Below are 17,203 nucleotides of genomic sequence, written 5' to 3'. Positions count from 1 at the left end.
GAGCCGGGCACTTGGAAGGCGACCTGATCATCGGCCGCGGGCAGCGCTCGGCGATCGCCACTCTGGTCGAGCGCACCAGCCGGTTCGTCGTCCTGGTCGCCCTTCGCGGCGGCCACAAAGCGCCTTCGGTCCGCGACGCTCTCATCGCGGCTCTGCGGTCCCAGCCAGCGTCGCTGCGCAAGACCTTGACCTGGGACCGTGGACGAGAGCTGTTCTGGCATGAGCAGATCAGCGCGGCCACCGGCACCGAGATCTTCTTCGGCGACACGCACTCGCCCTGGCAGCGCGGCACGAACGAGAACACCGACGGACTGCTGCGCCAGTACTTCCCCAAGCACACCGACCTGAACGAGCACGACGCGCGCGTACTCGCTCGGGTCGCCCGTGAGCTCAACCGTCGGCCCCGTCTCGTCCTCGATGAACGCACACCCCAGGAGGTCATGCGAGACTGCCGAGCGACAGCAGCTCACCTCTGATTCGCGACCACCGCTGGAAACCGCCTCGGGTCCAGCGGCCGGTTCTGCCACTCGGCCATGCCCTCGAGGACTTTGTCGGTGATCGTGGAGATGGTCTGCCGGGAGACCTGGGCGCCGTAGACCTCGGCCAGGTGCGCCTGCACCTCACCGGTGGTCAGGCCCTTCGCTGACAGCGAGATGACCAGCTCGTCGATCCCGGACAGGCGGCGCTGCCGCTTCGCGACGATCTTCGGCTTGAAGGTGGCGTCCCGGTCGCGCGGGACCTCGACCTCGACCGGGCCGACCTCGGTCAGCACTGTCTTGGCCCGGTGGCCGTTGCGGGAGTTCCCACCGTCACGGCCCGCGGCGTTGTGGCGGTTATAGCCCAGGTGGTCGGTGATCTCGCCCTCCAAGGCGGACTCGATCAGCCGCTTGGTCAGCTGGGCGAGCAGCCCGCCCTCACCGGTCAGCGCCAGCCCACCCTCGCGGGCCTTCCCAGCCAGCCGGGCGATCAACTGCTCGTCCACCGCATCCAAGCCCTCGGCCGCCGTGCCCGCCGACTCGCCGCCCACGACCTTGTCCAGGTCCACGGCCTGCTCGGACAGATCAGTCATCGGGTCCACACTCCTTGATCGGAGTTACACCGATGGTCTTACAGTCCCGCGGAAATGGCGCCGACAGCGCAGCACTTCAGAGGGTCGCCCGACGCCGCAGCTGTGCCGCCACGACGTGCGCCGGTCCGGGTCGGGCGAGGAGCCAGCCTTGGCCGGTGTCGCAGCCAAGTGCGCGGAGGCGTTGGAGTTGTGCGGGAGTTTCGATGCCTTCGGCGGTTACGTCGAGGTTCATCGCGTGCGCCAGGGTGACGAGTGCGGACACGATCTTTTCTGCGGCGGGGTCGGGGGTGTCGATTTCACCCAGGCCGACGGCTAAGGAGCCGTCGAGCTTGAGCGTGTGTACCGGCAGCCGTCGCAGGTAGGCCAGATTCGAGTAGCCGGTGCCGAAGTCGTCGATGGCCAGCCGGACTCCGATCTCCTCGAGTGCGGCGAGGGCCTGCAGGGGGCCGGTCTCCTCGGACATCACGGCTCGTTCGGTGAGCTCGAACTGCAGTCGGTCCGACGGCAGGCCGGTGTCGGTCAGGATCGCGGTGACATCGGCGACCAGGTCGGGATCCTGCAGCTGACGCGGCGCGAGGTTGACGCTGATAAATGGCGCGTCGTCGCCGAACCGCTGGAGCCAGCGCCGGGCCTGTCGGCAAGCGGTGGCCAGGACCCAGCGGCCCAGCGGGATAATGGCCCCGCTGTCCTCGGCGAGTCCGATGAACCTGTCGGGGGTGAGCAGGCCGTAGGTGGGGTGCTGCCAGCGCACCAGGGCTTCGACGCCGCGCAGCGTCCCGTCGGACAGTGAGATCAGCGGCTGGTAGTGCACGACGAATTCGTCGCGGTCGATGGCGGCGGGCATGGTCGCCGAGAGCGTGTATCGGGCGATCTCCTCCTCGACGCGGCCGCGATCGAAGACGGCGTACCGGTTCTTCCCCTGCCGTTTCGCCCAGTACAGCGTGATATCCGCCGCTGACATGAGGTCGGCCGGGGTGGTGTCGGCGACCGATTGTTCGACGATGCCGATGCTGGCCGTGATGGCCAGCTCGTGGCCGCTCACGTGCACGGGAGTAACCACCGCGGCGAGGATGTGCTCGACGAGCTCAACGACCTGGTCCACCGCGCTCGTGCGCTCGACGAGGACGAGGAACTCGTCGCCGCCCATTCGAGCCACCAGCTGCCCGGGCCCGGGGCAAAGGTGGGTCAGGCGGTTGGCGACCGCAACCAGCAGCTGGTCGCCGACGTCGTGGCCCTGGCTGTCGTTGACCGCCTTGAAGCCGTCGAGATCAATGCAGCACAGGCCGATCCGCAGGCCTGGCTCATCCCGAGCGAAGATCGCGTCGAGCCGCTTGCAGAGCTGCGTTCTGTTGGGCAGACCGGTGAGTGCGTCATGGTAGGCGAGGTATTCCAGCTCGGACTGGAGCCGACGCCGCTCGCCGATGTCCTCGAGCAGCGCGACCTGGTAGGACGGTGCGCCGGTGTCGTCACGAACCAGCGACACAGTAAGATTGGTCCAGATGATGCCGCCATCCTTCCGGAAGAATCTTTTCTCGACTCGGAAATGATCGCGCTTCCCAGCTACCAGCTCGTCGTAGGATTGCCAGATGCTCGGCGCGTCCTCGGGATGGACCATCTCGCTGACATTGCGGCGGGTGAACTCGTCGGCGGTGTACCCGAACATCTGCAGCAGTGACGGATTCGCATCGGTGATATTACCGGCCAGGTCGCCGATGGCAATGCCAAGACCAGCCTCCCGGAACATCGTGCGAAACCGGGCCTCGCTGACCGCGAGCCGCTTCTCGGCCTGTCGGGTAGCCATCAGCATGGCTCGATGAATGCCATCTTGCTCGTCGAGTGCTCGGTCGCGTAGCGCGGTTGCGTACCCGGCGGCCAGCGCCCCGAGTGCCTGAACGAGCCGCCGATCGAGGTAGGCCGGTCGTGGACGACCGAACAGCGCCGGAAGTCCCTCGCCAAGCACGACCATCGTTTGCTGCAACGTCTCGCTGCCGGTGAAGTGGGCTCGAACGAGGTCGGCTCCGACCTGACTCACCGCGTCGGCGTCGTAGTCGAACGCTGACAGCAGCTCCATCAGGCGATCGAGCAGGCCGAGCAGGTAGTCAGACAGCTCCGCCGGGCCCCAGGGCACATAGCTGGTTCCGGCGACCTGCTCGGCCCAGTGCCGCGCGAAGGAGTATCGCGCAGCGGCGGCAGCGTCCCCGCCACCGGCGCCGCCGGCCACCCTCACCGACGGCGGCCCACCGCAGCGAACCCCGCAATGCGTTCGGGCTGATCGGCACCGACGCTGCCCGGCTCGGGACGCCACTGAGGAAGAAACACCACACCGGGGGGCACCAGGTCGAAGCCATCGAGCAACGCCGCGACCTCGGCCCGCGAGCGCATCGTCATCGGTGTGCCGGTGCGTCGGTAGAGCGCAACGTGTGGACCGGCCTGATCCGGTTGCCCCTCGTGCGTGGCATGCGAGACGGCCAGGTAGCTGCCGGGCGTCATCGCCCGACGATAGCGTGCCAGGACACCGGCGGGGTCGGCTGCAGCGGGCACGAAGTGCAGCAGCGCCACCATGAGAACGCCGACCGGCCGGGACAGGTCCAGCAGGCGCATCGTCCGGGGGTCCTCCAGCACGCCCTGCACATCCCGCAGGTCGGCGTGCACGACCTCCGTAAGATCGTCGCCTGCCAGAATCGCCCGGCTGTGCGCAACGGCGACCGGATCGACGTCGACGTACACCACGCGCGCTTCCGGATCGGCCGCCTGCGCCACCTCGTGCACATTGCCGACCGTCGGAATACCCGACCCAATGTCGAGGAACTGACTGACGCCCTGGCCGATCAGATAACGCACGGCCCGCCGCATAAACGCCCGATTGGCCTGCATGATCCGCGGCAGTTCGGGCCACAGCGCAATGGCCTGCCGAGCCATCTCCCGATCAGCCGGAAAATTGTGCGAGCCGCCCAAATAGTAGTCGTAAACACGCGCAGCGCTCGGGCGACTGATATCCACATCACCCGACACCCAATCCGGCAGCGTCACAAACGACCTCCCAACCACCGCATCCGAGCAGCAGTATATGTTCGACAGCTCACGCATCAAAGTTGCTCTGATCGCGACGAACGCTCGCCTGGAATGGACCTTGGCTTCGCCTGCGGGCCGACGCGCCGACCAGGGCGTCGGCATTGACCGCGTCAAGGAGGCCCCGCGAGCAACATTTTCGGGCACCCACAGGCTTGTAGGAGGCGTTGACGGTCGCTGCGAAGGGTTGATCGAGAGAGATGAACACGGTCGGGCTGGGCACGGCGGGGTCGGCGGTGCTCGGATCGGCCGCGGCAGCACGACGTGGAAGCCCGGCTCTTCACGCGCAGCCGCCGTCGTCCGGCGAGGGAGCGCCGGTTCCACGACACCTCAGGCCACCGCGAGTCCGACACCACCGTGCACCGCGGCCCGATCACCAAGATGGGATGTGGCGGCCGCGGCGGCGGCTTCCGTTCCCGAGTGGCCGCGAGCGTGGGAGGTCATCATGGCGGTCGTGGGTGGCATCGATATCCATCGAGCCCAGCTGACGTTCGACTACGTCGATCTCGACTCCGGCGAGGTGGTGCGCGGCCGGATCGCCCCGGCCAACCGGGAACGGCTGCGCCACTGGCTGCAACGGTTCGCCGGCCGGGATCAGGTGGCGTTCGCGCTGGAGGGCTGCACCGGTTGGCGGTATGTCGCCGAGGAGCTGGCCCGGGCGGGAATCACCGCGCACGTCGCCGAGCCGGCCGAGACCGCGGCCCGGCGCGGCCCGAAGCGGCGGGCCAAGACCGACCGCAGCGACGCCCAGCTGCTGCGTGAGCTGCTCCTCGAGGGACGGATCCCGGAGTCGTGGATCCCGCCGACCCCGGTGCTCGAGGCCCGCGCGCTGGTCCGGCTCTACAAAGACCTGCTCGATGAGCGGACCGGCTGGCTGCAGCGGGTGCACGCCAGCCTGTTCCACCTGGGCGCACCCGACCTCGACGTCGGGGCCATGTCCGCGGCCGGGCGGGAACGCCTGGCGGTCGCGGAGCTGTCCCCAGCCACCCGCACGGCCGTCGACGTGGCCCTGCGCCAGGTCGACCGGCTCACCACGGACATGACCCGGGTGCGCGAGCAGATCAGCGCGCTCGGCCGCCGCCAACCGGCCTGCCGAGCGTTGCAGGCCGCGCACTACGGGGTCGGGCCGCTGACCGCGGTGGTTATCTGGGCGGAGATGGGCGACACCCGCCGGTTCCACAGCTCCGACGACGCGGTCCGCCACGCCGGACTCGACGTCACAGTCTACTCCTCCGACGGCCGGCGCAGCGCCGGGCACCTGGCCCGGCAAGGACACCCGATGCTGCGCTGGGCGCTCTATGAGGCCGCGGTCTACGCCGGACGGCCCAGCTCTCCCGACCACACCTACTTCCAGCAGGTCAAAGCCCGCCTCGGCGGCCAGCTCGCGCTGCTGTCGATGGCCCGCAAACTCGCCCGCCGCTGCCACCACACCCTGCGCAACCTCGACGACCAGGTCCTCGCCCCCGCCGCCTGACCGTGCACCCCCGGAACTGCGTGTCGCGCCCACTCCCGCCGATGAACCCGCGGTCAGCTCCCGGCAACCCTGTTGCTGCCGGCCTTCGCGCCGGACAGCCGACCAAGAACGAGCGGCCGCGCCCGTTGAGACACCCCGATCGCCATCTTGTCGCCGGACCCGGGCTCCGGGCCGAGCACCCAGATAAGCAGGGGCGCCCGACGCAACCCGGGAAACCCGCGGCCAGGCCCAACCCCGCAAGGAGCACTCTTATGCACCACACCTGATCCGCTCAAGTGATCTTCTCCGACGCCCGGTGATGATGCGCCAGCCCGGCGCCGCCGCCCAGGCCCTCCGGCCGCTACGCGGTCGGGCTACCGCCCGAGCCTGGACCCCGACACCACCCTGGCGCGGTCAACCACCGCCGAGAAGATCCCGAAATCACTGGGCAACCAGCGAGTGGACGTCCCGGGTTGCCACAGATAAATAGGGCTCCACCCAGCTCCGCTGGGCCGCAGTCGAAGCCGCGCAACGCGTCCCGGCATCAGTGGGTTGGCTGGCCGGCACCCGCGCGCAGATCACCGCCCGCCGTGGTCGCAACATCGCCACCGTCGCAGTCGCCCGCCGCCTGCTCACCCTCGCCTACTACGGGCTGCGCGACGGCCACATCCGCGCCCTCCAACCCCGACCCACCCCAACGGGAACGCGATCAGGAGCGGCATGATCTTCGGTCCGATCGGGCGCGTGGTCGCCTGGGGGTATGGCTCCCGACAGCTGGCGGCGCAGCCGAGGCCTTGATTGACCCCGCCCGATCCAGGTCGCACCACACCATGCCCCAAGCGGTGACCTCAACGCTCGCGGGGCGAATGGATGACCGGCAGCCGAACCCCGGCCTGCCCCCCACTACGGGCTCGACCGTGGTGAATCGCGACCACCCACTACGACAACGTCCCCAACATCCCGTCGTCCCGGCCCGACCAGCATGACGCCCACGACGTCGCCGCCGTACGTCCTCGGCTCCGCCTCCGGGCGCTCCGCCTTGACCGCGACGCCCTATACACGCCTGCCCAAAACCCGGCCGGAACCATCAGAAAAACGGCCCAAGCCCCGTTCAGCAACGACTTGACCGGCCCCGCTCCTTCATGGATGACCCCCAGGCTCGGTCTCGGCGTTTGGCGACCGCTGCGGAAGTACGCTGAGCTGGAGAGACGGTCTCGGCAGACGTCGATCTATGCCCCTGAACCCGGGGCCGTTGCAGTCAACGTTGCTGTCAACTGAGCTGGCTCGACAGCGACTCGGAGGCGGATCCGGGGTCGGTGCAGAGGCGCTCAGGTCACTGCCGCCGACCGGTTGTTGCGGGGATGTCGGAGCCGTCGCCGCGTCTCGATCACCAGTAAGGCCTCGCGCGTCGACACCGCTGGCTTCGCTCCGGCAGTTCTCACAGCCGCGCTCGGGCTCTCTCAGGTGATGCGCGGCGGCGTCTCCTCCACGCTACGACAGTCCGGATCGGCGACGACGATCGTCGTAGACGACCTCGTCGTGGCAGCCGCATCATGCCGAGTCGAGTCGCCGCTCGGACAACCGGCCCGGCGTCACAGCATGGCGCATCGACCGCTCACCGAATCGGGACGGCCGATTTGGTGGTGGTGCGGGTCCCGATCACGGAGGGCTTGATCAACGACTCCTGTCCCGCGACGGGAGGCGTGCCGTAGACGAAGTAGGTCTCCGCGGGCAGCGTCGCACCACCGATGGCGATTCCGGTGTCGAAGTCCGCGAGGTCCCAGGTGACGGTCTCGAAGTCGGGCTCGAGTTCGAGGATCCCGGAGTTGCCGAACAGCTCGATTCGGTTGCCCCCGGGCTCGAAAACATAGAGAAACGCACCCTGAGTGATGCCGTGCACATCGGGTCCGGCCTCGATCTGGATCCCGTATTCGCGGCACAACTCCGCGGCGTCGGTGTTGTGCTGCGGCACCCCGTACCAGAACGCCAGGTGATGAAGTCGTCCCTTCGATCCGGTCGAGTCGAGCATGATCGCCATCTCGTGGCCGAGGATGTTGACGCTCATCCACGCCCCGATCTCGGTGTCGCCGTGCGCGAAGTCGACGACCCGTTCACGGGTGCCGAACCCGAGGGTTTGCTCGAACAGCTCCTTCTGCACCGTCACGTCCGATGCCATCAGGTTGACGTGGTCGAGCCGGCGCGGTGGCAGGCCGCGCAGGGGGCGCTTGGAGCGCCGGGTCAGGATCGGTGAGCGTAGCTCGGGCGGCGCGAGGTACTTCTCGACCTCCCACACCAGCTCCATCGGATGTCCGTCCGGCGAGGCGAACGCGAAGGTGCGCCCCACCCCGAGGTCGCCCTTCGTCCAGCCCCGCCCGAGTCCTGCCTTGTCCAGGGCTGTGGCGCGGCGCTCGAGCGCCTCGGGGGAGGTCGTGCGCCACCCGAGGTTGGCCAGGCCTGGCCCGTCCGCAGCAGTGACCTTGAGGCTGTGGTGGTAGGGATCCTCGTAGCAGCGCAGGTACACCGAGTCTCCCTGGCGGTCCACCTCGCGCATGCCGAGGAGCTCGGTGAAGAACCAGAGCGTGCCCTCCATGTTGGGAGTCAGCAGTTCGGCGTGGGCGAGGTGCGCGAGCTCGAAGCGCGGGTTCATGTCAGACCTCCGGGCGCCAGCGGCGCAGGTCGGTGGTGGCCTCGTAGGCCTGCGGGGAGGGGTAGGTGACGAGTTCGACCGTGCTGCCCCACGGCGTGCGGGCGTAGACGTAGCGGTTGCCGGCCCCGGCGTCGCCGCCGGGTAGCTCTCCCGGGCTGCTGAGCAAGAGGCCGCCGGCCCGTTCGAGCTGCTCGGCCGCTGCGTCGATGTCGTCGACGTAGACGCAGAAGTGCTGGAGTCCGTAGTCGCTCGGCCGGACCGGGTCGCGCTGCGGGACACCGGAGTAGGTGAAGAGCTCGAGGTTGGGGCCGTTGCCGAGGCGCAGCATGCGGATCGCTGTGATCACTGCGCCCTCGGGGACCCCGAGGCCCTTCTCGATCGCCGGGCCGCCGAGCGGCTCGTCGATCATGTCGTAGAGCATTTCGGCGTCGAACGCCGCGGCGAAGAATGTGGTCGCCTGCTCGAGATCGGGAACGGTCAGCCCGATGTGCTCGACGGCTCGGATGACGCTCATCGATCCTCCTCAGATCCGCGCCGCGGTCCAGAACCCGGACTGGGTCGCCTCGTACATCCGCCCGCCGCGCAGGCGCGTCCCGACCACCTGGACGTGTTCGCCGTCCACCCGGTCGGCGAGGACGGCGGATGCGACGCGCTCGCCGGCCCATACGACCGTGCCGGTCGGAGGCGGCTGCACGTCGGTACGGGTCGTCACGCCGAGCTGGGCCAGTAGCCCGGCGAGGTGTCCGCGCTGCATGTCGTTGGTGTCGATGCCGACGTCGCCGGCAGGTGAGCAGAGCGTGACCCGCTTGCCCTGCTCGGCCAGCCAGAGTGCGGCGAACATCGCCGTCTCCCCTGCGCCGAACACCGACAGGTCGTCGGCCGGGGGAAGTGTGCGGTCGGCGAGCATCGCGACGGCGTCGACCGTGCCGTCCGGACGGGTCGCGTATTCGGTTCCGGTCGCGAGGAGCACGTCGTCGTATCCGGTCAGGTCGAGACCGGTGGCGTCCACGCCCAACCGGACATCGACCCCGAGACGTTCCAGCTCGTGCCCGTAGAACGCGATCATGTTGCCGATCTCGGTGCGGAACACGCTGGCGGCGCTCCACGCGTGCAGTTGCCCGCCGATCCGGTCCGCGCGCTCGACCAGCTCGACGCTGTGTCCGCGCTCGGCCAGGAGCAGCGCCGTCTCGCACCCTGCCGGCCCCGCGCCGACCACCAGGACGTGCCTGGCGCGTCCTACGGTTCGCCGGGCGTCGGCGGCCCGCTTCTCCTGCGACAGCGCCGGGTTGATGACGCACTGCGTGCGCTGGCCGTTGAACATCCAACGGGACACACACTCGTTGACCGCGATGCAACGGCGTACCCGCTGCGGTTCCTTCAGCTCGGTCTTGCGAGGCGTCTCCGGGTCGGCGAGCTGGCTACGGCCGAGCGCGACGAAGTCCAGTTCGCCGTTGACGACGGCCTTCTCGAGGTCGTCGAGCAGCCACGTGAGCCGGCCCACCCCGATGACGGGGACCGACACGCGCGCCTTGACCGCCTTCGCGTACGACAGCAGCGACCCGGGCGGAACCATCGGGAGCAGGGTCATGGCCGTGTCGTAGTTGCCGCCGGTGATGTCGAGGGCATCGACGTGCGGATCGAGCATCTCGCAGAACAGGAGCCCGTCCTCGAGCGAGAGTCCGCCCTCGTAGGGTTCCTCGACCGACAACCGGTAGAGCAGCGGCACGTCCGGCCCGATCTGCGTCCGCACCGCGGCGACGACCTCCAGTGCGAAGCGCGCCCGGTTCTGCAACGACCCGCCGTACCCGTCATCGCGCTTGTTCGTCTTCGGCGAGAGGAACTGGGACAGCAGGTATCCATGAGCTCCGTGCAACTCGACTGCATCGAAGCCGGCGGCGACAGCACGGCGGGCGCCCTGGGCGTAGAGATCGACCAGTCCCGGGATCTCGTCGAGTTCGATCGCCCGCGGCGGTGTGCCGAACGCGCTCGTGATGCCCGCGGTCGGGGCGATCGGCGGCTCGTTGCGTTCGGTGTTGCCCTGCGAGTTCTGCCGACCCGTGTGATGCAGCTGGACGGCGATCTTCGCGCCCTCGTTGTGCACCGCCTCGACGAGATCGGTCAGCCCGGCCCGGAAGCGGTCGTGGTCGATCCGCATCGGGTTGCCGACGGTGCGGCCGAGCTCCCAGTCGATAGAGGTGTTCTCGGTGATGATCAGTCCGACACCGCCCCGCGCCCGTGCGCGGTGGTACTCGATGAGCCGTTCACTGACCTCCCCCCAGGTTGTCGCAAACTGGGTGAAGATCGGTGCCTGTACGAGTCGGTTCCGCAGCGTCATCGAACCGATCCGCGCCTCTTGGAAGAGCGCGTTCCCCGTGGTTGTGCCGGCTGTGGTGGTCGCCGTCATCCTGCCTCCTCGTCGTCGAGTCCGGGTAGGAACAGGCTCTTCGTCGGCAGAGCAAAGGGCATGCCCCAGACGGCACGGAACTTGACGAGTCGTGCAGAGTTCAGGCCTCGCGCCGGCGCGCCTCCCGCGGGGAGACGCCGAACCGGTTCCGGTAGGCCCGGCTGAACGTCGACGGGCTGTCGAATCCCGTACGGACGGCCACCTCGGTCACCGAGACCGGGGCGCCGGGCGCCAGCAGCAGCTCGTGAGCACGGTCGAGTCGGCGGCGGCGCAGGAACTGCCCCGCCGTCTCTCCCGTCGAATCGAAGAGCAGGTGTAGGTAGCGGACGGACATCGAATTTCCCCGAGCCACGGTCGGCAGATCGAGGTCGGGATCGGCGAGATGGCGCTCGATGAAGTCCTTGACCTGCAGCAATCGAACGATGCGCGTGTCCCGTGGGCCGTCGTGCAGCGCTCCGAGTGCCGATCGCACGAGATCGATTGTCACGCGTTCAGCAGCCCGCGTTCCAACGGCGTCGAGGTCTGTCTCCCGCATCGAGCTCTGCAACCACGATGTGAGCAGTCGGAGGCTCGTCGATGCCGGCACCTGCCGCGCAACCGAGGTCTCCACGTTCGGGACGAGGTCGCGCATCAGTTCACGTGGCATGAACAAGGTGTGTTTGACCAGCTCGCTGGGCGTTCCACACTCGACCGGGCGTACCCCGTCCCACAGCGCGGCGGTGCCGGGCCGCACCGTCGCACTCCGACCGCCCTGCGTCAGGGTCTCCTCACCGCGGTGCACGATCAGCAGCGCGACGAATTCTCCGGATGTCTGCCGGATCTCTGACGGCGATCGACGGCCTGTCATCGCCCCGATGCGGCACCGCACCACCCGCGACCCACCGAGGTCGGCCTCGCGCGTGCGCGGCACTTCAGCGCCGTCCAGACGAAGTGCCCACGGCAGGTGGCTGAGCGAGATCGCTCCAAAACGTTCGGCGTCGAGGATCGTCATGCGCCCCACCCCCGACGATCTGGGCGACACAACGCTCCCCCGCCGGCCCGACCCGTCCGGCGTCGCCAAGGCGCGCTGGTACAGCCGGTCTCTTCCGGCTCCTTGAGAGCGATCATCGGCACGTCGGACGTCTCGGTTCGCATCGCGCTGTGCCTCCTCCACTGTGAGGGCAAGTCGCTACGTAGGACGGTAGCGTGCCTCTGTTGGGACCGAGAGCAAATCGTTCCGCCAACCGGAACGGTGCACTTGCTGGGCCCCGCCGCGCGCGGGAGTGCAGGCGGACGTTGTGCACCCGGGCGGCAGCCTCGGGATCGAGCTCGGCTCGCCCGGTCCACGACCGCTCGTCGCCGTCGACGGCCGGATCAAACTCAACGAGCTCGGCGCGCGCTACATGCGAACGATGATCGACGATATGCGCGCCGCCGGGAGCCCTGCCCGTATACGATCACCGTCGCTGAGATCCTCGCCGCGCCGGGCCGGCCCAACGCGGCGAGCAGCGTCGGGCCCGCCGCGACACTGCGTGACCCACCCGCCCGCCTACGGCTTCGGCGGCCCCGCCATCGAGGCCATCCTCCCATTGTGGAACGGTCCAGCCTCGCGCTCTCCGTTGGTAGCGGCAGGTGCCTCCGACGGCACGACCGGCTCGGCGGACTGATAGACGAATACCAGCAGGTCGCCTGACATGTGCGGCGTTTCTGGCACCCACAACGGTGTCGGCGACGGCCAGCCGATGATCGCACCGTGGAGCCTCGGCTGATCCGTGTCCCGGCCCGGCCGGTCCGCCACGCCGGCGCGCTCACCCTACGCCTGCCATCCGGCGACGAGCTGCTCGAAGAGGTTCTCACCCGCATCCGCGCCCTGCCCGGCACGTCCTGACCCCAACCGAGCCGGAACCCGATCACGGCCACTCCACGTCTGCCAGACCAGTCCACCAGGCCGACCGGTGAAGCTGTCGATCGAGAACGACTGCTCCCTCGGGCGGGCCGAGCCGGTCGTGCTCGCGGCCGACACTCTGCCCGACGGGGAAGAGCGCAGGCCGCGACCCATTGGCCGTGACGTGTGGTCCCAAGTTGGTCCCAGGTTCGTCCGGCCCAGTCTCGAAGCAACGAGCGCGACACGCGGAAGTTCGAAGGCGTGTACAGCTCCTCGCGAGACTCGTGATCGCCGGAACGGGCGTCGCCCGGCCCCGTCGCGTGCTCATCCAACCTTGACGAAGTCCTCGCAGCCGCTCACCTTCACAGACTTCACCTTGCCGGACACCTTGACCCGAATCGGCTCATCGGCATTCGCGTTCTTCCAATCCAGGAAGGACGACTCTGCGTTCTCGTCGGAGTGCGTGGTGATTTGGCAGTACTCGAAGAGCCCCGACTGCGCGCCGGCCGACTTGTAGTTGCCCGGCACGATGTCCTCCCCGACGACCCAAGTGCCGTCCCCGAACGACGTCTTCGGACCTGACGTGACCGCTGCGGGCGCGTCGTCGTCGACGGCCTTGAGCGGGACAGCCGGGGCCGCCGCCACAGCTGAGGGCGGCGCGGACGCGACCGTGGTCGACGGCGGCGTCGACGAACTCCTGCTATTGCCAAGCGCGGGAACCACGAACAGCAACACGAACAGCCCACCAACGACCCACGGCCACTTCCGCTTTTTCGGTGCAGGCGGCGGGGGCGGCGGGTACGCGCCGTACGGCGGCATCTGCTGCCACTGCCGCGGGTCCGGCACAGATCCCGGCGGAGCCCACCCCGGCGTGGGGGCCTGCTGCTGGCCGTACTGGTGGGGGTCGAAGGGCTGCGTCATCGAGGCTTCGGAGTGATCGAGATTGTCGATCACAGTGTCGCCCGGTGCTACGACACCGTTACCCGACATCACCTGATCTGCTGACACCCCAATGAGCAGTCCAGGGTTTAGCTGCCGACAGTTCGGGAGGTCGAACTGCGAAAGCAGTGGCAGAGCGACACCCGCCCGGTCGACGTACTCCCACCGCCGCTCCGACCTTGCCTCAGCGACTCTGAGCCGAGCGAACCTCCGACGAGTACCCGCGCTGCAGATGCTCGTCGCTGGTCGCGCCCACCTCAAGAACCGGTAACGGCACTCCCGCTGATGCGACCTCCCGAGGTCCGTCTTTGATACATCAGAGTGTCGATGACCCAGCCGTACCCGAACCGTTCAGCCCCACGCGGCAAGCGAGCACAAGCGGGCTACCAGGTGGTGCCGCCCCAACGAAACGCCGACTACCCGGCTCCCCCGCCCGCCCCGACCCCGGGGAAGTGACGGCGGTGGCCGTTGATGGTCGGCATTGTGGTGGCCTTCATGGCCGGCATCACCGTGGGCAGTAGCGGCGCGTCGACCCCCGCCGCACCTACGGCGTCCCTCTCTGCAGGAGGCGCACCGGCGCCCCAGCAACTGGTCGAGCCCGCATCCGCGCCTGACGTACTCGAGCCCGATGCGGCACCGACAGCACCGACCACCCAGGTGAACGAGGTGGGCAGCACCGTCGTCAACGGCGGTATCGCCATCACTGTGAAGGCGATCCGCACGACCGACACCATTCAGATGAACGAGAGCAACTTCGGCCGGGATCGGGCTACGAGAGCTACACCAAGACATCAGCCGGCTCAGGTGCGAAGTACGTCATCGTCGAGACCCACGTGGTGAACAACGCCAAGGCCAGCATCGATTTGACCTGCAGCCTGCCAGTCAAGACGGCGTCGTGGACACTCAGCAGCGGAACTTCGACCCGATCGACGACCTGTACGAGCTCAAGGGCAATCCCGAGTGCAAGGACAACCTGCAGTCGGGCTTCGAGTCGGACATGACCTGGGTCTACCGCGTACCGTCAAGCACGACGATCCTCGGCTGGGCCCTCCAAGACATCACCGACCCCTCAGCGCCCCGCCACGACTGGACCACTGTCCGCCTGCAACTCTGACCTGTACAACATTGCGCTCAAGATTTACAGCGACGAGAGCCAGGGCGCCAACTCCTCTCGGTCAAGATGCAGGCTCCAGGTGGGGACGTGAGCTCGGCGAACGCATGCCCCGTCCCGGTCCTGTCCGGTTCCTCGGACACTCCTCGGCAGATCAAGATCGGCAAGTCACCCGCTGTCCTAGCCTAGCGCGACGCATTGCCCAAGAATGGATCAAGGAGCGCAATGGCTGTCATCGCTCGCTCCGTCAGCATTCGGCCAGGAATTCACTAGCGGGCGCCAACGGGTCCCGATATCGCGCCGAGGGCGCTACGGTTCGAGGGGTGTCACCCAGGGACGTAGCCGACATTCTTGACACTGCGAAGCGCGCGTTCGCACACAACGACTGGGCGACTGCGTTCTCGTCGTTCCGGGCGGCGGGCCAGATGGGAGGCCTGTCCGCAGACCAGTGGTACTCACTGGCCGAGTCGGCGTGGTGGCTCGGTGAGATCGATGCGGCTCTCGACGCGTGGAAGCGGGCCCACGACCTTTACGTGGCATCGGAAGATCTTTCTCGGGCAGCGATGTCAGCGATGTTCCTGGCCTGTCACTCGCTGGAACGCGGCGACACCTCCGTCGGCTCGGGCTGGATGCAGCGGACACGGCGCCTGCTCGACAATGCCCCTGAGGGCCCTGCGCACGGCTACCCCCTTTACTTCCGGATCTTCGCGGCGATGTCGGTCGGCGACCTCGACGAAGCGATGTCGTGGGCCGATGAGGTGGGAAGGATCGGCCGACGTTTCGATGACCCGAGCCTGGTCGCGCTCTCGTTGATCGGCAGGGGCCGTGCGCTGGTGAAGCGGGGTTCGGTGGCCGACGGGATGGCGCTGCTCGACGCCGCCATGCTCGACGCGCTCTCCGGGCGGCTGCATCCGGTGTGGACCGGCGCCGTCTACTGCCACCTGATGGACGCCTGCTACGAACTCGACGAGCTACGAAGAGCCGGTGAGTGGACCCATGCCGCAAGCCGTTGGTGCGACGGCATCCCCGACGCGGGTCTCTACCGGGGAATCTGCAGAGTTCACCGTGCCCAGATACTGCACACGCGGGGCTCGTGGCAGGAGGCGGAGCGCGAGGCCACCCAGGCCTGCGCGGACATGGCTCATGTTCATATCGGGACGATCGCCGAGGGCCACTACGAGATCGGTGAGATCCGGCGGCTGCGTGGCGATCTCGTCGGTGCCGAGGACGCGTTCCGGCGCGCCCACGAACTCGGCCGCGACCCCCAGCCCGGTCTGGCGCTGGTGCGGCTCGCTCAAGGACACGCCGACACCGCAGCCGCGTCGATCCGAACCGCGCTCGCCGTGCTGGTGCCCCCGCTGCCACGGGCGCGGCTCTGCGTCGCCCAAGTCGAGATTGCACTGGCGGCCGGCGACCTCGAAACAGCGCGGGCGGCGTGCACGGAACTGGAACAGACTGCGGCAACCTATGAAAGCTCCGGGCTCGCCGCCGCCGTCCAGCAAGCCCGCGGCGCCCTGCTACTCCGCGAGGGCGCGGCACCAGAGGCCGTCACCATGCTTCGCGCCGCGTGCCGTCGCTGGCAGGATCTCGACGCGACCCACCATGCGGCCAATACTCGGCTGCTGCTCGCCGAGGCCTACCGCAGCCTCGGCGACGAGGACGCCGCTGCGCTCGAGCTCAACGCGGCCGATGCAGTGTTCGCGCAGCTCGGAGCAGAGCCGGGCCGACGACGCGTGGCGAGCCTTCGCGGCCCTAGAGCACTGCCGGGAGGTATGACCGCCCGCGAGATCGAGGTGCTCCGGCTCGTCGCGACCGGCTGCAGCAACCGCGACGTCGCCGCGATGCTGTTCATCAGCGAGCGGACCGTTCACCGACACCTGTCAAACATCTACACCAAGCTCGGCATCTCCTCTCGCAGCGCCGCGACCGCCTACGCGTTCGAACACGGCATCGCAACTGGCAATGGGTAGTCCTACCCACTAGTCCAGATTGTGACTGCGCAATGCCGCCGATTCGGACACTGCCTCGCGCACCCTAGCTTTCGTTCCAGGCCACCGACCCGGAGGCCGCAACGAAGGAGAACAGCGATGCCCAAGTACATGATCGAACGCGAGATCCCCGGGATCGGTTCGCAGTCGGCCGAGGAGCTGCGCGCAGCCGCACAGACGTCGAACGACGTCCTGTCCACCATGGCGCCCAGGGCTCAATGGCAGCAGAGCTTCATCACCGGCGACAAGGTGTACTGCGTCTACATCGCCGAGAACGAACGCGCCGTCTACGAGCACGCCGAGCTGAGCGGGTTTCCCGCAGACCGAGTGAGCAAAGTCGAGGCCATCCTTGATCCCGCGTCCGCCCAGACTTGACCAACCCAACCGCCGAACTCGTGATCACGGACAGCCACGGCGGGTATCGGCAAGTAGTTGCCGCGAAGGGAAACACCGCGTTCGATACGCAGACTCGACCGAAACAATTGATGACCGCAGTTCAGGTCCTCTTCGCCGGCAGACTTTCGCTCACGATTGAGATCTGCACAGCCACATCGTCCGAGTAGCCCGCGTGGGCATTCAAGAAGACCGAGTGACAGCTTCAACGGTGCATAGCGAGACTTTGCCACCCTACGACACACGATCCCGTCGACACCCCTCTG

The 17,203-nt window shown here is 68.1% G+C and carries 15 protein-coding genes and 1 pseudogene; 8 read left to right on the top strand and 8 right to left on the bottom strand.

Annotated features, from left to right (window positions below; all coding sequences use genetic code 11):
• Window positions 1-11: 11 nt before the first annotated feature.
• Window positions 12-476, top strand: a complete 465-nt coding sequence (locus RM445_RS26560; protein WP_311559593.1) for an IS30 family transposase — start codon at window positions 12-14, stop codon at window positions 474-476.
• A gap of 8 nt (window positions 477-484) precedes the next feature.
• Here RM445_RS26560 and RM445_RS26555 read toward each other — a convergent pair.
• From RM445_RS26555 to RM445_RS26545, 3 genes and pseudogenes are all read right to left on the bottom strand, one after another.
• Window positions 485-991, bottom strand: a pseudogene (locus RM445_RS26555) (transposase); the annotation flags it as partial.
• 154 nt (window positions 992-1,145) lie between these two features.
• Window positions 1,146-3,290: a putative bifunctional diguanylate cyclase/phosphodiesterase gene (locus tag RM445_RS26550; protein ID WP_311559592.1), complete on the bottom strand. Its 2,145-nt coding sequence runs from the start codon at window positions 3,288-3,290 to the stop codon at window positions 1,146-1,148.
• A 2-nt stretch (window positions 3,291-3,292) separates the two neighbouring features.
• Entirely contained in the window at window positions 3,293-4,099 is an 807-nt protein-coding gene (locus RM445_RS26545; protein WP_311559591.1) for an SAM-dependent methyltransferase, read from the bottom strand.
• Window positions 4,100-4,592: 493 nt separating this feature from the next.
• Here RM445_RS26545 and RM445_RS26540 point away from each other — a divergent pair, with 493 nt between their 5' ends.
• Both RM445_RS26540 and RM445_RS26535 read left to right on the top strand, forming a co-directional pair.
• Window positions 4,593-5,612 carry an IS110 family RNA-guided transposase gene (locus tag RM445_RS26540; protein WP_311559590.1) on the top strand — a complete coding sequence of 340 codons (1,020 nt, stop codon included), beginning with the start codon at window positions 4,593-4,595 and terminating at the stop codon, window positions 5,610-5,612.
• Window positions 5,613-6,138: 526 nt separating this feature from the next.
• Window positions 6,139-6,315 carry a hypothetical protein gene (locus tag RM445_RS26535; protein WP_311559589.1) on the top strand — a complete coding sequence of 59 codons (177 nt, stop codon included), beginning with the start codon at window positions 6,139-6,141 and terminating at the stop codon, window positions 6,313-6,315.
• Window positions 6,316-7,206: 891 nt separating this feature from the next.
• Here RM445_RS26535 and RM445_RS26530 read toward each other — a convergent pair.
• The 4 genes from RM445_RS26530 to RM445_RS26515 all read right to left on the bottom strand — a co-directional run bounded on the left by RM445_RS26530 (window position 7,207) and on the right by RM445_RS26515 (window position 11,633).
• On the bottom strand, window positions 7,207-8,238 hold the full coding sequence (locus RM445_RS26530; protein ID WP_311559588.1) for a VOC family protein: 1,032 nt from the start codon (window positions 8,236-8,238) through the stop codon (window positions 7,207-7,209).
• Window position 8,239: 1 nt separating this feature from the next.
• The gene (locus RM445_RS26525; RefSeq protein WP_311559587.1) at window positions 8,240-8,752 is read right to left on the bottom strand and encodes a VOC family protein; all 513 of its coding nucleotides are present in this window, start codon (window positions 8,750-8,752) and stop codon (window positions 8,240-8,242) included.
• Between the two features lie 9 nt (window positions 8,753-8,761).
• Window positions 8,762-10,642, bottom strand: a complete 1,881-nt coding sequence (locus RM445_RS26520) for an FAD-dependent oxidoreductase (RefSeq protein ID WP_311559585.1) — start codon at window positions 10,640-10,642, stop codon at window positions 8,762-8,764.
• A gap of 100 nt (window positions 10,643-10,742) precedes the next feature.
• A complete protein-coding gene (locus tag RM445_RS26515; protein WP_311559584.1) occupies window positions 10,743-11,633 on the bottom strand; it encodes a helix-turn-helix domain-containing protein in 891 nt (296 codons plus the stop codon).
• Window positions 11,634-12,374: 741 nt separating this feature from the next.
• Between RM445_RS26515 and RM445_RS26510 the strand changes: the two genes are divergently transcribed.
• On the top strand, window positions 12,375-12,509 hold the full coding sequence (locus RM445_RS26510; RefSeq protein ID WP_311559583.1) for a hypothetical protein: 135 nt from the start codon (window positions 12,375-12,377) through the stop codon (window positions 12,507-12,509).
• 321 nt (window positions 12,510-12,830) lie between these two features.
• Here RM445_RS26510 and RM445_RS26505 read toward each other — a convergent pair whose 3' ends face one another.
• Complete coding sequence (locus RM445_RS26505; protein WP_311559582.1) at window positions 12,831-13,460, bottom strand: hypothetical protein; 630 nt, start codon at window positions 13,458-13,460, stop codon at window positions 12,831-12,833.
• 456 nt (window positions 13,461-13,916) lie between these two features.
• On the opposite strand from RM445_RS26505, the gene RM445_RS26500 reads away from it, so the two are divergent.
• The 4 genes from RM445_RS26500 (at window position 13,917) to RM445_RS26485 (ending at window position 16,919) form a co-directional block, all read left to right on the top strand.
• On the top strand, window positions 13,917-14,285 hold the full coding sequence (locus RM445_RS26500) for a hypothetical protein (protein WP_311559581.1): 369 nt from the start codon (window positions 13,917-13,919) through the stop codon (window positions 14,283-14,285).
• Between the two features lie 55 nt (window positions 14,286-14,340).
• On the top strand, window positions 14,341-14,559 hold the full coding sequence (locus tag RM445_RS26495) for a hypothetical protein (protein WP_311559580.1): 219 nt from the start codon (window positions 14,341-14,343) through the stop codon (window positions 14,557-14,559).
• Window positions 14,560-14,879: 320 nt separating this feature from the next.
• Complete coding sequence (locus tag RM445_RS26490; protein WP_311559579.1) at window positions 14,880-16,526, top strand: LuxR C-terminal-related transcriptional regulator; 1,647 nt, start codon at window positions 14,880-14,882, stop codon at window positions 16,524-16,526.
• Between the two features lie 117 nt (window positions 16,527-16,643).
• Window positions 16,644-16,919 carry a DUF4242 domain-containing protein gene (locus tag RM445_RS26485; RefSeq protein WP_311559578.1) on the top strand — a complete coding sequence of 92 codons (276 nt, stop codon included), beginning with the start codon at window positions 16,644-16,646 and terminating at the stop codon, window positions 16,917-16,919.
• Window positions 16,920-17,203: the final 284 nt, after the last annotated feature.

The organism is Pseudonocardia charpentierae (assembly GCF_031845345.1).
Lineage (GTDB): Bacteria > Actinomycetota > Actinomycetes > Mycobacteriales > Pseudonocardiaceae > Pseudonocardia > Pseudonocardia charpentierae.
Note: the sequence above shows the minus strand (reverse complement) of the source record. Positions and strands in the feature narration are given on the sequence as shown.